This is a genomic window from Allobosea spartocytisi (genome assembly GCF_014764685.1).
In the GTDB taxonomy this organism is placed as follows: Bacteria; Pseudomonadota; Alphaproteobacteria; order Rhizobiales; family Beijerinckiaceae; genus Allobosea; species Allobosea spartocytisi.
The window spans coordinates 375105-388901 of the sequence record NZ_JACXWY010000001.1 but is presented as its reverse complement, the minus strand read 5'-3'; the positions used below and the strand labels follow the sequence as shown (position 1 = coordinate 388901).

The 13797-nt window shown below is 66.9% G+C and carries 15 protein-coding genes; 3 read left to right on the top strand and 12 right to left on the bottom strand.

Features of this window, described 5'->3' with window-relative positions; translation table 11 throughout:
• Positions 1–143: 143 nt before the first annotated feature.
• The 12 genes from IED13_RS01965 to IED13_RS01910 all read right to left on the bottom strand — a co-directional run bounded on the left by IED13_RS01965 (position 144) and on the right by IED13_RS01910 (position 10881).
• The gene (locus IED13_RS01965; RefSeq protein ID WP_112763456.1) at positions 144–572 is read right to left on the bottom strand and encodes a DUF2147 domain-containing protein; all 429 of its coding nucleotides are present in this window, start codon (positions 570–572) and stop codon (positions 144–146) included.
• A complete protein-coding gene (locus IED13_RS01960; protein ID WP_051987741.1) occupies positions 553–960 on the bottom strand; it encodes an EamA family transporter in 408 nt (135 codons plus the stop codon). Before IED13_RS01960 ends, IED13_RS01965 begins: the two co-directional genes overlap by 20 nt.
• A complete protein-coding gene (locus IED13_RS01955; protein WP_191123194.1) occupies positions 957–2117 on the bottom strand; it encodes a GNAT family N-acetyltransferase in 1161 nt (386 codons plus the stop codon). Before IED13_RS01955 ends, IED13_RS01960 begins: the two co-directional genes overlap by 4 nt.
• Entirely contained in the window at positions 2114–2968 is an 855-nt protein-coding gene (locus tag IED13_RS01950; protein ID WP_197062719.1) for an alpha/beta hydrolase, read from the bottom strand. Before IED13_RS01950 ends, IED13_RS01955 begins: the two co-directional genes overlap by 4 nt.
• A 10-nt stretch (positions 2969–2978) precedes the next feature.
• The gene (locus IED13_RS01945) at positions 2979–3341 is read right to left on the bottom strand and encodes an EamA family transporter (RefSeq protein ID WP_038361524.1); all 363 of its coding nucleotides are present in this window, start codon (positions 3339–3341) and stop codon (positions 2979–2981) included.
• Positions 3338–4261, bottom strand: a complete 924-nt coding sequence (locus IED13_RS01940; RefSeq protein ID WP_210323457.1) for an arginase family protein — start codon at positions 4259–4261, stop codon at positions 3338–3340. Before IED13_RS01940 ends, IED13_RS01945 begins: the two co-directional genes overlap by 4 nt.
• A gap of 17 nt (positions 4262–4278) precedes the next feature.
• Positions 4279–5721, bottom strand: a complete 1443-nt coding sequence (locus IED13_RS01935; RefSeq protein ID WP_113252164.1) for an aspartate aminotransferase family protein — start codon at positions 5719–5721, stop codon at positions 4279–4281.
• Entirely contained in the window at positions 5714–6406 is a 693-nt protein-coding gene (locus IED13_RS01930; protein WP_197062721.1) for an MtnX-like HAD-IB family phosphatase, read from the bottom strand. The genes IED13_RS01935 and IED13_RS01930 overlap by 8 nt, the downstream gene beginning before the upstream one ends.
• A gap of 320 nt (positions 6407–6726) precedes the next feature.
• Positions 6727–7476 carry an SDR family NAD(P)-dependent oxidoreductase gene (locus IED13_RS01925; protein ID WP_191123193.1) on the bottom strand — a complete coding sequence of 250 codons (750 nt, stop codon included), beginning with the start codon at positions 7474–7476 and terminating at the stop codon, positions 6727–6729.
• Positions 7476–8765, bottom strand: a complete 1290-nt coding sequence (locus IED13_RS01920; protein ID WP_191123192.1) for an ABC transporter substrate-binding protein — start codon at positions 8763–8765, stop codon at positions 7476–7478. The genes IED13_RS01925 and IED13_RS01920 overlap by 1 nt, the downstream gene beginning before the upstream one ends.
• A 57-nt stretch (positions 8766–8822) precedes the next feature.
• Entirely contained in the window at positions 8823–10118 is a 1296-nt protein-coding gene (locus IED13_RS01915; protein ID WP_113252167.1) for an ABC transporter substrate-binding protein, read from the bottom strand.
• The gene (locus IED13_RS01910; protein ID WP_191123191.1) at positions 10090–10881 is read right to left on the bottom strand and encodes a FadR/GntR family transcriptional regulator; all 792 of its coding nucleotides are present in this window, start codon (positions 10879–10881) and stop codon (positions 10090–10092) included. The genes IED13_RS01915 and IED13_RS01910 overlap by 29 nt, the downstream gene beginning before the upstream one ends.
• Before the next feature lie 98 nt (positions 10882–10979).
• On the opposite strand from IED13_RS01910, the gene IED13_RS01905 reads away from it, so the two are divergent.
• From IED13_RS01905 to IED13_RS01895, 3 genes are read left to right on the top strand one after another with little or no spacing between them, the layout of a single operon-like run.
• Entirely contained in the window at positions 10980–12104 is a 1125-nt protein-coding gene (locus IED13_RS01905; protein WP_191123190.1) for a mandelate racemase/muconate lactonizing enzyme family protein, read from the top strand.
• Positions 12104–12976: a carbohydrate ABC transporter permease gene (locus IED13_RS01900; RefSeq protein ID WP_112763465.1), complete on the top strand. Its 873-nt coding sequence runs from the start codon at positions 12104–12106 to the stop codon at positions 12974–12976. Before IED13_RS01905 ends, IED13_RS01900 begins: the two co-directional genes overlap by 1 nt.
• Complete coding sequence (locus tag IED13_RS01895) at positions 12969–13796, top strand: carbohydrate ABC transporter permease (protein ID WP_260368235.1); 828 nt, start codon at positions 12969–12971, stop codon at positions 13794–13796. Before IED13_RS01900 ends, IED13_RS01895 begins: the two co-directional genes overlap by 8 nt.
• Position 13797: the final 1 nt, after the last annotated feature.

The following is a 13797-nucleotide window of genomic DNA, read 5'->3' as shown; positions in this document are numbered from 1 at the left end:
CCGCGCCGGACCGAAGGATTGAATCCGCTTCCCGGAAAAATCGAACGCGAAAACAAACAGACAGGTCGCCGTTTCAGCGCCCTGTCGGACGCCCGGCGACCCCGACGGCAGACGGTCCCGCTGCGTGTGGCGGAACCGCCGCTTCATCGCTGCCGCGTCCAGAGATCGTCGTCGCAGACGAGGCCGCCGAGCACGCAGCCGCGGATCTCCAGGGTATCCGGCCCTTTCGGCGAAAGGGTCGTGCGATAGCTCTTGCCGTCTTCCGGATTGTAGCCGGTCCCGGTCAGGACGCCGGACGCGTCCGGCTTGAAGTCGCTGAGGACCTGCAGCCCGAGCAGTGGGCGCTCGCGCAGCTTCGGATCGGGATTAAAGCGGTCGACGTGAGGCTGCTTCAGCCAGACGATCTTGCCGCATAGGGCCGGGCCGCAGCGGCTGATCGCGATCTCCGACACGCCATCCGAGTCGCGCCAACGTCCGATGACCTCGCCGGTGCTGTCGGCCCGGGCTGGCAGCGACATCAGTGCCGCGGCAATCAGCAGGGCATGTGACAGCTTAGGAATCGGCATCGTCATTCTTCTCTCCGAGGGCGACCACGCCGGCCAGGATCAGCGCGATGCCGATGCTGCGGGTGAGGTCGATGCGCTCGCCGAACGCGAGCCAAGCGAACAGCGGAACCGTGACATAAGCGAGGCCGGTCATCGGGAAGGCCCGGCTCAGCGGCATGTCGCGCAGGATCGCCATCCAGACGACGAAGGTGCCGATATAGCCTATGCAGGCGAGCCAGACACCCGGCAGGGAGATCGCCTTCGCGATCATGGCGAGGCCGAAATCCATGTCGCCGAGTCCGTCCGCGCCCCATTTGAAGGCGAGCTGCGTGCCGGTATCGAGCACGATGAAGGCCGTCCAGATCGCGATCTGGCGCCAGCGGGACGGCTGTAGGGTCGGGGCGACGGCGCTCATGCGGCGCTCCTTCTGGCCATGGCCGCGAGATCGGGGTCGAAGCGCGCGAAGGAAAGATGCGGGCTGAGCTTGCGCATGGCCCATTGCAGCGGCGCGGCGCGATGCCGGAAGCGGATGGTGGACGGCACCAGCCGGCTGCCGAAGCGCAGCTTCGCGGCATAGGCCGTCTGCCCGCTCTGCAGCAGCTTGATGCGCCGCTCCAGGCAGAAGCGCACATTCGCCATCCAGCTCACGGCGTAGAGATTGTGCTCGCGGCCGAGCGGGTAGCGCATGCCCAGGAACTTGTCGATCACGCGGTCGGCCTCGACCAGCAGCAGGTTGAAGGCGGCGAGTTCCGCGCCGATCCAGTAGAGCGCGAAGACGACCCGCGCGCCGAGCGCCTGCGACAGGCCGCTGAAATAGCCGGGCGGCAGCACTTCGAGGTCGCCATAGTCGAGGCCGCTCTGTTGCCGGGTCGATTCGTAGAGCGCGTCGATCTCGGCTTCGAGGCCGGCGATGTCGCCGCGGAACTCGATGCGGACCTGATCCGCCTTGGCGAGCTTGCGGCGGATGTCCTTGCGCGTCGACCCCGAGAGCGAGGCGAGGTAGCCGGCCTCGTCGGCGAAGGGCAGGTCGAGCACCGCTATCGGCAGGCTGCCGAGCTCCGCGAAGCCCTGCACGCCGAGAAACGGGCCGAGCAGGGCGTCCTCAGCGGGGGCGAGATCCTTCCAGGCCACGATATGCGCGCGCTCGGTCGCGGCGCTGGCGGCGAGCGTCTCGACCATGACGCGGCAGGCCTGCTGGCGGGCTGCATCGTCGAGGCGAGGGGCGAAGCCGACATGGCAGCGTTCGGCATAGGGCGAGCCGACGCAGAGCACCCGCAGCGTCATCAGCCCGGGCAGTCGGCGGAAAACGGCCTCGCCGAGCGCACGCAGCGGCCCCTGGAGCGGCGTGTCCAGACGGTAGTCGAGGCGGAAGAACGGCGCGACCGCGACGACACCCTGCGCATCCGAGACGGTGACGGCAAGGCTGCGGATGCCGACGGCCGAGACCGCCGCGGCCGTCTCGCAGGCGGCATAATAGGCATGGCACTCGGCCTCATGCGGCAGGCAGGCGTCCCAGGCCGCGCTCTCGACCTCTGCGATGCTGCCTGCGATCTGGCCGGTCAGGCCGGTCATGGGGCCGCGACGGCGCGCAGGAGCACCGTCTTGTTTTCGGCCTCGTGGGCGGCTTCGAGCCGGGCCGCGAGTGCGACCGAGCGCTCCACGACGATGTCGCGCTGCTGGTCGATGGTGACGAGATGGTAGCTGTCGTCGAGGACGACCGCATCGACGAGGCCGCCAAGGCGGCGCTGGATATGGAAGGCGTTGGAGAGGCTCGCGATGTCGTCCTCGCGGGGATGGACGAGCAGGGCCGGGCAGCGGATCGAGGGCATCTGGCGGCGCGTCAGCGCGATGAGCTGCCACATCTGCTGCAAGGCGCGGGAAGGGGTCGTCAGCAGCCCCGCCTGCGTGCTGTCGCCGCTGCTCATCGCGCCCATGATCACCTGGCGGGTTCGCGGATCCTTGATGCCGTAGGGCTCGCGTTCAGCGAAGCTGTAGCGCCGACCCATTGGCGTGTTGATCAGCCATTTGAGCAGGAAGGCATAGCGCGGGATCGACCAGCCGTCATACCAGAGCGTCGGCGCATAGAGCGCGAGGCCGGCGACGTCCGCGGGGCGCTCGGCCGCGATATGCATCGCCATCACCGCGCCCATCGAGAGCCCGCCGACGATGATGCGGTCGCAGGATTCTTTCATGCGGTCGAGTTCGGCGAGCACGCTCGCCACCCAGTCGCGCCAGCTCGTGGCGAGCAGGTCGGCCTCCGTGCCGCAATGGCCGGCGAGCTGCGGGCAATTCACGGTGTAGCCCGAGCGATGGATCGCCCGCGCCACCAGCCTGAGCTCGACGGGGGTTCCGCCCAGCCCGTGGATGAGCAGGAACCCGGTGCGGTTGCCGGCGTAGCGCAGGCTATGGTCCTGAATGGTCACGGGCGCGGTCTCAGGCGGTTTGGGCGACGACGATGACGCCGCAGGTGATGAGGAAGGCGCCGAGCCATTGCCGGCGGCCGACACGCTCGCCGAGAAGCACGGCGCTGGCGAGCGCGATGGCGAGGAAGTTGGCGCTGGCGATCGGGAAGGCGATCGAAAGCGGCACCTCCGCCAGGATGCGCAGCCAGATGAAGAACTCGGCGACATAGGTGGCAAGGCCGGCGGTGACCCAGCCGCAGCGAAGCGCCGCCACGGCGGTGGTCCGGAAATCGGCGCCTTGCGGCAGCCTGTCGGCGCCGATCTTGAAGCAGAGCTGGCCCGCGACGTCGCAGGCCACCGAGAGCACGAACCAGAAGATGATCCAGGGCGTCATGACAGCACCGTCTCGAAGCAGTCGATCAGGGCCGCATTGACGCGCGCATTGCGGTCGAGCGTTCCGGGCTCCGGCTTCAGGCCTTTGGGGTGATCGAAATAGGCGAGCGTCGCGCGGAACGGATCGGTGAAGCGCGGCTTCGACCAGTCGCCGCAGACATCGATGCCGCGGATCGCGCGCGCGGAGGCCAGGCGCTGGACTGCGCGCAGCAGATGCGTCAGCGGCATCTCACCCTGGTCCCAGTTGGTGAAGGCGTCTTCGGGGCCGAGCACATCCTTGTCGATGGTCAGCCAGATGGCGCGGGTCGGGATCGCCTCGACGAGCTCGTCGAGGAAGTCCGACCAATTCTCCTCGGCGAGATTGCGCCAGTGGAGATGGCCGCCTTCCTGCCGGTAGCACGCCGTCCGCCCGTAACGTCCCCAGACGCGCGACGGCTGGTGGCGCCAGGGATAGAGCGCGATCCGCCCATCGCGGACGGCAGCGAGATTGGCGAATTGCAGCTCGGGCCGAACGAGGTCGTCGCTGCAGGGGCCGATTGTCACGACCTTGCGCACATGCGGCAGCTCCAGCGCCCGGTTGACCCAGGCGCCGCAATTGACCGTGGCGGGGAAACGCACCCAGTCGGGATGGTTATCGAAATGGACGATGGTCACGTCCTCCTCGACGCCAGAGACGAGGCTGGCGGTCAAGTGGTGAAAGTCCCCGGACCCGTAAAAGGTCACCGTGATCTCCCGCCCGCTGCCGGCATCGGGTGCGAGCCGGGAAGCGAGGCTTTGCAGCGCGTCCCGGCTCGCCACGATCCGCAGGCGGCAGGCAAGGTCGGCAGCATCGATGCGGGTTGCGGCCCCCGCATCGATGCGCCGGCGCAGCGGCTCCTGAGCCGCCACGCCTGCGTCGAGATCGATCACGCGCAATCGCAAGGTGGCCTCTGCGGCGTTCAGGCCGTTGCGACGCGGGTGAAGAGCTGGTCTAGCAGCGCAATCGCCAGATCGATCTCGGCGTAGCTCATGGTCAGTGCGGGCGCGAGGGTGATCACGTTCTTGTAGTAGCCGCCGATATCGAGGACGAGGCCGTAGCGCTTCCCAGCGATCTCGAGATCGGCCTTCATGCCCTCGTCGCACATCAGGTCGACCAGGCGCTTGGAGGGCGTGTAGCTGTCGTGCGGCTCGCAGATCTCGATGCGCAGCGCCATGCCGAGGCCGTCGACCTCGCCGACGATCTTGTGGCGCTTCTGAAGATCCTTGAGGCCGTCGAGGAAATACGCGCCCTTGGCCATGACCATGGTCTCGTAGTCTTCCTCCTCCATCATCTTCATCGCCTCGAGCGCGACGGCGGTGCCGAGCGGGTTGGCGTTGAAGGTGGAGTGGGTCGAGCCGGGCGGGAAGATGGTCGGGTTGATCAGCGCTTCCTTGGCCCAGACGCCCGAAAGCGGGTTCAGCCCGTTGGTCACGGCCTTGCCGAAGACGATCACGTCCGGCGTCACGCCGAAATGCTCGATCGACCAGAGCTTGCCGGTCCGGTAGAAGCCCATCTGGATCTCGTCGACGACCATCAGGATGCCATGGTCGTCGAGCACCTTCTTCAGACCGGTGAAGAAGTTCGGCGGCGGGATGACGTAACCGCCCGTGCCCTGCAGCGGCTCGACATAGAAGGCGGCGTATTCGGCCTGGCCGACCTTGGGGTCCCATACGCCATTGTACTCGCTCTCGAAGAGTCGCGCGAACTGCTGCACGCAGTGCTCGCCATACTCCTCCTTGCTCATGCCCTTCGGGCCCCGGAAATGATAGGGGAAGGGGATGAAGTGGGCGCGCTCGCCGAAATGGCCGAAGCGGCGGCGATAGCGGTAGGACGAGGTGATGGCGGAGGCGCCGAGCGTGCGGCCGTGATAGCCGCCCTCGAAGGCGAACATCAGGCTCTTGCCGTTGGAGGCGTTGCGCACGAGCTTGAGCGAATCCTCGACCGCCTGCGCGCCGCCGACATTGAAGTGAACCCGGCCCTTGGCGCCGAACTTGGCTTCCGCGTCCTTGGCGATCATCGCTGCGAGCTCGATCTTCTCGCGGTGGAGATACTGGCTCGCGACCTGCGGCAGCGTGTCGATCTGGCGCTTCAGCGCGTTGTTGAGGCGCGGATTGGCGTAGCCGAAATTGACCGCCGAATACCACATCTGCAGGTCGAGGAAGCGGTTGCCCGCCGCATCGAGCATGAAGGAACCCTCGCAGCCCGAGAAGATCTTGGGGAACTGCGTGTAGTGGACGGTGTCGCCATGCGAGCAATACTCCGCCTCGAGCGCGAGCAGGCGCGCTTCTTCCGCCGCGAGGCTGGCGCGCGATGCCGCTTGCACCGCATCGGCGGTGGCGAGCCGGGGGAATCCGTCATCCATCGATCTTGTCCTTGAGTTCTGTATGTTCCTCGGGCACGACGGTGCCGGCGAGGACGCCCTCCAGCAGGCTGATGGCCTCAGAGAAGACGGTAAAGGGCCTGTGGGCGATGCCGTTCTCGCGGCAATGCGAAACCAGGCTGTTCTTGGCGAAGACCATGTCGGCCTGGGCCGCCACGCAGAAATCCGAGCGCCCATCCCCGACGAGCAGGGTCAGTGGCCGGCTGAGATTGCTCGCGACCCGGCATTTGCAGGTGCCGCTCGCGCAGCCGCCGGACGGGTCGGCATGCGGCGAATCCAGCCGCCAGCGATCGCCGCCGATCGATTCCAGATGGTTGGCGATGATCGTCAGGTCGCCGAGACCGGCCTTGCGCATGATCCGGCGGATCGTCCGGTCCAGCCCGTCGGAAACGACGGTGACGGGGATGCCGTGATGCTGGCAGAGATGGACGAAAGCGGCGAAGGCCCAGTCGATCTCGAGGCTTTCGACGAAGGTGTCGAACACGTCGGGCGAGACGCGCAGCAGGGCGACCTGCCGTGCCATGCACTCCCGCGAGCCGATATGGCCCGCGGTCCACTCTGCCTCGATCTCTTCCCAGCCCGGCGCGGCGAAGCGCTGAAGGACACTGTCGGTCGTATCACGGCGCGAGATCGTGCCGTCGAAATCAATGATGGCCTGCCACTGCATGCGTATGCGCTCCGGAACCGTGCGCATAGCGCAAGCGGTGTGCCAAACCTTACATCATTGTCATATATAAGTTTTTAAGTTTGGGACAGCGTGGGGTACCTGCAAAGTTTGGAAGCGCCATCAAATTTTGTAGGGCCGTTGCAGCAAATCCCGTAGCCATGGCGAGGCCTGCTCCCTGCTGCCGGGCAGGCGGTTCCGAACGGCAATGCTTAGGGAAGCAGGGCTTTTCTCGCGGCGGGTTCCCCGATCCTTCGCACTCAGGCAAGGCGATCGCCGGCCACCCGCGAATTCTCCGCCTGCGGCAGGCGCGACGTCAACCGTCAGAGTCGCATGCCGCCATCCACCGGGATCTCGGCGCCGTTGATATAGGCGCCCTCCGGTGAGCAGAGCAGCAGCGCGATGCCCGCGCAGTCCTCGGGGCTGCCGATCCGGCCCAGCGGGATACGCGCGAGAGCCAGCTCTTCCCGGCCCGGCTGCGCGAGGATCGCGCGGTTGCGGTCGGTGCGTACGGCGCCGGGCTGGATGAGGTTGAAGGTGATGTCCTGTGCCTGCGTGGTGCGGGCCAGGGTGAGGATCATGCTGGTCTGCGCGGCCTTGGTGGCGGCGTAGTAGAGGCAGTCGGCATTGGCACGCGCCTCCTGCACGGAGCCGATCGCGATGACGCGGCCGAAGCCGCGGGCCTGCATACCGGGCAGGAAGGCTTTCAGGAGCCGCGCCGTCGCATGCAGATTGACCTCGCTCTGCACGGCGAGCGCCTCGTCGCTCAAGGTGTCGAGCGTCTGGCGAATCTCGGCCGAGGCGCAGAGGACGAGGATGTCGGGTGCCAGCGCTAGCCGCGCGAGCGCGGCGGCCATGCCGTCGACGGCGCCGGGCCGTGCCAGATCCGCGATCAGTGGCGTTGCCCGACCGTCCTCGCCACCGAGCCGGCGCGCGACCGCCTCGGCCTCCTCGTCGCGGTCATGGATGACGAGGAAGGCGCCCGCGCCCGCGAGAGCGGTCGCGATGGCCAGCCCGATCCCCCGCGCCGCGCCGGTGACCAGCGCGACGCGCCCCGAAAGCGGCCCCGCCATCAGCCGAGCAGCGGCTTCACGCGCGCGGTCGCGTCGTCCATCGCCTGCTGTGCGGGCTTGCGGCCGAGCACGGCAGCCTGCGTCTCCTCGACGAAGATGTCGTGCGCGCGCGCCTGCTCGTCGAAGGCCGGCAGATGGATGCGCGAAGCCTTGAGCGCGGCGGCCTCGTCGGCGGCATAGGGCATCGCCGCCTTCAGTTTCTCGTCGGCATAGGCCGAGATGCGGACGGGGCCGTTGCCGTTGAGCGCCATCGCCGTCGTACCGGCCTTGGAGGAGAGCGCACGGATGAACTCCCAGCTCAATGGCTTCTGCTTGGCGTTCTTCGGGATCATCAGCGACCAGAACTCGACCGTCGGCGCGAAGGCGACCTTGCCGGCGAGATCGGCCGCCATCGGCGGCAGCAACGACTTGAAGCGCCCGCCATATTTGCCCTTGGACGGGTCGTTATAGGTGACGAGCCGGGCGAAGGGGTTGATCGTCATCGCGGCCCGGCCCTGCTGCATCCAGGTGGTGATCTCCTCGTTGTTCACTGTCGCGAAGTTCCGCGGCAGCACGCCGGCCTTGTAGAAATCGGCGAGGAGCGTGAGCGTCTTCACCATCGGCGGCTCGGCCGCGACGATCTTGCCGTCGGTCGTCATGTAGTCGCCGCCGAGGCAGCGGGCGAGCGTCAGGAAGTTCGAGGCGAAGACGGCCGTGAAGGCGAGGCCGTAGACCTGCGTGCCGTCCTCGCGCTTGAAGGTGAGCTTGCGGGCGAGCTCCGTCAGCTCCTCGAAGCTCGTCGGCAATTTGGTGACGCCACGCTCTTCCAGCAGCGCCTCGTTGTAGATCAGGGCATTGGTTGCATGACGCACCGGGATGCCGTGCAAGGCATCGCCGACCTTGAGCGGCGCGATCAGGCCGGGCGCGACATCGTCGAAGGCTTCGATCGGCGCCTGCTTCATCAGCGCGTCAAGCGGCTCGAAGAGCTGGAGATTGCGCGGAACCGCGCGGCCATTGACGAGATAGGCGACATCGATCGAGGTCTCCGACAGCGAAGCCTCGCGCAGCAGCCGCTCATGCACGGCATTGACATCGCCAAAGGTCACCCAATTGACCTCGGCGCCATTCGCCTTGCGAAAGCCCTCGGTGGCATCGCCGCCGGGGCCGGTGGTCGCCGCCGTCTGGTGGACGCGGTGGCCGAGCGCGGTCAGCGTCCTGGTCTGGGCGAGGGCGCCTTTGGGAAGAAGCGCCGCCGTAGCGGTCGCACCGGCGAGGGCGCCGAACCGGCGGCGTGAAATGCGGAGCGTCATCGATGGTCCTCCGGGATGTTGTTTCGACGCTGTCGTCGCGCCGCTTTTGTCGATCGATCAGGCCGGCAGCAGCGGCTGCACGCGCTTGACCAGCGAGGCCATCGCCTCCTCGGGCGTCTTCATGCCGAGCACGGCGGCTTCCGCCTCCTCCTTGAAGAAGTCGCCGGCGCGGGCCGCCTCGTCGAAGGCCGGCAGGGGCACGCGTGCGACCTTCAAGACCTTCAATTCCTCGGCGGCATAGGGCACGGTCCCGGCGAAGCTCTGGTCGGCATAGGTCGAGGCGCGCACCGGGCCGTTGCCGTTGAGCGCGGCCTTCAATGTCGCCTCCTTCGAGGTCATCGCCTTGATGAAGCTCCAGGCGAGGTCCTTGCGCTTGGCGTTCTTCGGAATGACCATCCCCCAGAACTCGACCTTGGCCGGGGCGGCATCGTATTTGCCGGCGAGCGTCTTCGAGGCCGGTACGGCGATCGTCTTGATCTTGCCGGGGAATTTGGATTTCTGCGGGTCGTTGTAGATGCGGTTGCGGCCCATGCTCTGCAGGCTCATCGCGGCGCGGCCCTGCTGCATCCAGACATTGACATCCTCGGGCGAGAGCGTCGCGAAGCTGCGCGGGAAGGCGTTGATCTGGAAAAGCTCGCGCAAGGTGCGGATCGCATTCAGCATCGGCGGCTGGTCGGCGACGCATTTGAAATCGGGCGTGATGAAGTCGCCATCCCAGGCGCGGGCGAGGTCGATCACGTTGGGATAGGTCACGCCCGGCGTGCACAAGCCCACGACTTGGGTGCCGTCGCTGCGGCGATAGCTGCAGGCCTTGGCGATCTCGATCATCTCCTCGATCGTCGCCGGGGGCTTGGAGAAGCCTTTCTCGGCCAGGATCTCCTCATTGTAGTGCAGGCCGGAGGAGGCGTGGCGGAAGGGGATGGCGAGCTGCTTGCCGCTGACCTTCATGCCTTGCATCAGGCCGGGAAAGATGTCGGCGGGGTCCTCGACCGGGTCCTTCCTGAGGTAGTCGTCGAGCGGCTCGAACAAAGTCGCGGCGCGCGGCACGACCTGGGTATTGACCACGAAGCCGACATCGACCGAGCTCTCGCCCAGGCTCGCCTCGCGAAACAGCCGCTCCTGCAGCGGGCCGGTGTCGAAGGTCGTCCACTGGACGGTGACGCCGTTCTTCTGCGCCCAGTCCTTGGTGATGTCGCCGCCCTGCGCGCCGGTCGCGACCGTCTGCATGACGCGATGGGTGAAGACGTTGAACGGATTGCTCTGCGCCCGAGCCGCGCCGCCGAGCCCGGCGAAGCTCAAACCCAGGATGCCGGCCCCGAACTGCCTACGGTCGAGCGTCGCCCTCTGGCTCATGGTGATCCTCCCTGTGGTTCGCGAGTTCCGCGATGGCGGCTTCGGCCGCTTCGAAATGCTTGTTCATGGCGGCAAAGGCCGCGGCCGGATCGCCGGCCCGGATCGCGTCGACGACGCGGACATGCCGATCGAAGGTGCGCTGCCAGTCGGCGGGGCCACGCGCCTCGCGCGAATTGAAGATCTCCATCACCTCGCGGATCACCGGCCGCAGGCCCCGGATCTGGAAATCCAGCAGGCGGTTGCCCGAGGAGGCGGCGACGGCCTCATGGAAATCGAGATCGGCCTCGATCCAGCGCGGCACGTTGCCAAGCGCATCTTCCATCCGGGCGAGGATGAGGTCGAGCTTCTCGATATCCTCGGCGGTGCGGCGCTCGGCGCTGTGCGCCGCGATCGGCGGCTCCAGGATGCGGCGCAGCTCCACCGCCTCGGTCAGGCCATTGGCGCGGCCGCGCACGGCGAAGCGGTAGAAGCGGTCGAGCGGGGCGGCATCGAGCGCCTGCACCCGCGTCGGCTTGCCCTGCTGGATATGGACGACGCCCATCGCCGCGAGCTGGCGGATGGCCTCGCGGGCGATCGGCTTGCTGACGCCGAAGGAGGCGGCGATGCGCGCTTCCGAGGGCAGGAAATCGCCCGGCTTGAGCCGCCCGTCATGAATCGCCTGCGTGATGCGCTGGATCACGGCATCGCCGAGACGCATCGGCACGACATCGCCTCCGGCGAAAAGGTCGTCCTCATCCAGCACGGAACGGGCGGTGTCGCTCATCAAATTCCTCCGGCGGCGATCATTGACAGATGCCGCGTTCCTTGGCAACTGTTCAACCTATCAGATAAGATGATGTCCTTCAGGGAGGGCGCGAGCCCATGCCGGCCAGCCGGATATCGAAGATCGCCGTGCATCCGCTGCGGGCGACCCTGCCCAAGGTCCAGCGGACATCGCAGGGTGACTACCCGGCGATCGAGATCGTCGTCGTCGAGGTCGAGACCGAGGACGGCACGGTCGGCTTCGGGGAGGGGCTCTGCCGGCGCGGCGCCGCGGGCTATGCGCGCTTCATCGAGGAGGCGCTGGTTCCGCGCCTGATCGGGCGCGACGCCGCCGACCGGCGCGCGCTCTGGAAGGCGATGCGCGCTGCCTTGTCAGGCCGGCCCGGCGGCCAGATCGTCGAGGCGATCGCCGCGATCGACATCGCGCTCTGGGACATCGCCGGAAAGCAGGCGGGCGAGCCGATTCACCGATTGCTCGGCGGCATGGGGCGCAAGGAGGTCGCGGCCTACGCCTCCTCGATCAACTGGCTCGATGATGCGACGGTCGAGGCCGAGGTAGTGGCCGTGCTGAAAGCCGGTTTCCGCGAGATCAAGGTCAAGCTCGGCCATCCGCTCAGGGACGCCATCGCCCGCGCGAAACTGATCCGTAGGCTCGCCGGCGACGACATCGCCCTCTATGTCGACGCCAACTGGGCCTATGATGTCGATGATGCGCTGATCGTCGGCCGCGCGCTCGCCGATCTCGGCTACGGCTTCTTCGAGGAGCCGATCGCTCCGCATGACCGCGAGGGCTATCGCCGTCTAGCGCAGCACCTGCCGATCCGCCTGGCGGCCGGCGAGAGTGACTATGTCGCGTCTGAGGCGCTGATCTCGTTGCAGGACCGCTCGCTCGGGCTGATCCAGCCGGACGTGACGCGCTCGGGCGGCATCACCGAGACCTGGCGCATCGCCGAGCTCGCGGCGACCTTCAATACGGCCTATGCGCCGCATGTCGGCTGGTCAGGCGCGATCTGCGTTGCCGCGAGCCTGCAATTGGCGGCGGCGGCGGAAACCTTCCGCACCTTCGAATGCATGGTCTACGAGAACCCACTGCGCGATGCCTTCACGCGCCCGCTCGTCGGCGAGGGCTCGCAACTGGTCGACGGCAAGCTCGCCATTCCGCAGGCGCCGGGCCTCGGCATCGAGATCGACCGCGAGGCGCTGAAGCGCTTCAGGATCGCTTGATGACCAGCCGCACGCCCCTTTCCGCCATCGCGCTGGTCACGCCGGTCCAGCTCATGATCGGCGGCATCATCTTCCTGCCGGCGATCTATGTCTTCTGGCTGAGCCTCAACCAGTCCTCCTTCGGCCAGCAGGCGACATTCGTCGGCCTCGCCAACTACGCCAAGGTGCTGGCCGATCCGTATTTCTGGAAGGCGCTGCTCAATACCGTCATCGTCGTCGCGATCGTCGTGCATGTGGAGTTGCTGATCGGGCTCGGCATGGCGCTGTTCTTCGCCTCGGGCGTGCCGTTTCGCGCGCTCCTGCTCGCCATCGTGCTCGCGCCCTATGCCGTCAGCGAAGTCTCGGCGGTGGTGATGTGGCGCTATTTGTTCGAGCCCGATGTCGGGATGATGAGCCGGTTGCTCGCCACGATCGGGCTGCCGCCGATCGAATGGGCGGTGAACCCGAGCCACGGCCTCGCCATGGTCAGCCTGCTTTCGATCTGGCTGCATCTGCCGTTCAGCTTCATCATCCTCTATGCCGCACGGCTTTCGATCCCCAGCGACCTCTACGAGGCGGCGTCCATTGACGGCGCCTCGGCCTGGACCAGCTTTCGCCGCGTGACGCTGCCGCTCTTGATGCCGGCGCTGCTGATCGCGGCGCTGTTCCGCTACATCTTCGCCTTCCGCCTGTTTTCCGAGGTCTGGCTGATGACCGGCGGCGGACCCGCACGCTCGACCGAGGTGATGGCGGTCTATCTCTATCTCGAGGCCTTCCGCTACAACGCCTTCGGCCCGGCCGCGGCCACCGGCTGGTTGCTCGTGCTCGCCTCGCTCCTGCTCGCGCTGTTCTATCTGCGCCGGCTCTACCGGGAGATGTTCGCGCGTGCCTAAGCTGCTTCGCCATTTCCTGAAATTTTTGGGCGTGCTGGCGGTCGTCGCCTGGTCGCTCGTGCCGATCGGCCTGATCGCGATGTCGTCCTTCAAGGCCGACCGCGACATCTTCTCGCCAACGGGCGCCTTTTCCTTCGCGCCGACGCTGGCGAACTACCAGGCGCTGTGGAGCCGCTGGGGCGACTTCTTCTTCGGCCTGTGGAACAGCTTTCTCGTCACCGTGGGTGCGACCGTGCTCGCGGTCGGCGTCTCGCTGCTCGCCGGCTTCGCCTATTCGCGCTTCGCCTCGCGCGGATTGCAGGCCTCGGCGTTCTTCCTGATCTTCATCCGCCTCATTCCCCCGATCGTGATCACGCTGCCGCTCTTCCCGGTGGTGAACTGGCTCGGGCTCAACGACACGCATGTCGTGCTGATCGTGCTCTACGCCACCTTCTTCGTCTCGCTGGGCACGGTGGTGATGCGCACCTTCATCGACCAGATCCCGCGCGAGCTGGACGAGGCCGCGATGATGGACGGCGCCTCGCAGTTCCAGATCATCATGCGGGTCATCCTGCCGATGGCGGCGCAGGGCATGCTGGCGGTCTCGGTCTTCGTCATCGTCTACGCCTGGAACGAGTTCCTCTTCGCCTTCATCTTCACGACGACCAAGGCCAAGACGGCGCCGCTGGTGATCTCCGAGATGATCGGCGCCGTCGAGGGCGTCGAATGGGGCGTGCTCTTCGCTGCGTCCACCGTGCAGCTCGTGCCGGTGCTCGCCTTCGTCATCCTCATGCAGAAACACCTCGTCGCCGGCCTCACCGCCGGCGCGGTGAAAGGCTGAT

Bases quoted from the DNA above. Each gene is read 5' to 3' on its own strand.
- IED13_RS01910 (WP_191123191.1), bottom strand. From the start codon at position 10,881: ATGAGCGACACCGCCCGTTCCGTGCTGGATGAGGACGACCTTTTCGCC.
- IED13_RS01920 (WP_191123192.1), bottom strand. From the start codon at position 8,765: ATGACGCTCCGCATTTCACGCCGCCGGTTCGGCGCCCTCGCCGGTGCG.
- IED13_RS01905 (WP_191123190.1), top strand. From the start codon at position 10,980: ATGCCGGCCAGCCGGATATCGAAGATCGCCGTGCATCCGCTGCGGGCG.
- IED13_RS01960 (WP_051987741.1), bottom strand. From the start codon at position 960: ATGAGCGCCGTCGCCCCGACCCTACAGCCGTCCCGCTGGCGCCAGATC.
- IED13_RS01900 (WP_112763465.1), top strand. From the start codon at position 12,104: ATGACCAGCCGCACGCCCCTTTCCGCCATCGCGCTGGTCACGCCGGTC.
- IED13_RS01955 (WP_191123194.1), bottom strand. From the start codon at position 2,117: ATGACCGGCCTGACCGGCCAGATCGCAGGCAGCATCGCAGAGGTCGAG.
- IED13_RS01930 (WP_197062721.1), bottom strand. From the start codon at position 6,406: ATGCAGTGGCAGGCCATCATTGATTTCGACGGCACGATCTCGCGCCGT.
- IED13_RS01915 (WP_113252167.1), bottom strand. From the start codon at position 10,118: ATGAGCCAGAGGGCGACGCTCGACCGTAGGCAGTTCGGGGCCGGCATC.
- IED13_RS01945 (WP_038361524.1), bottom strand. From the start codon at position 3,341: ATGACGCCCTGGATCATCTTCTGGTTCGTGCTCTCGGTGGCCTGCGAC.
- IED13_RS01965 (WP_112763456.1), bottom strand. From the start codon at position 572: ATGACGATGCCGATTCCTAAGCTGTCACATGCCCTGCTGATTGCCGCG.
- IED13_RS01935 (WP_113252164.1), bottom strand. From the start codon at position 5,721: ATGGATGACGGATTCCCCCGGCTCGCCACCGCCGATGCGGTGCAAGCG.
- IED13_RS01925 (WP_191123193.1), bottom strand. From the start codon at position 7,476: ATGGCGGGGCCGCTTTCGGGGCGCGTCGCGCTGGTCACCGGCGCGGCG.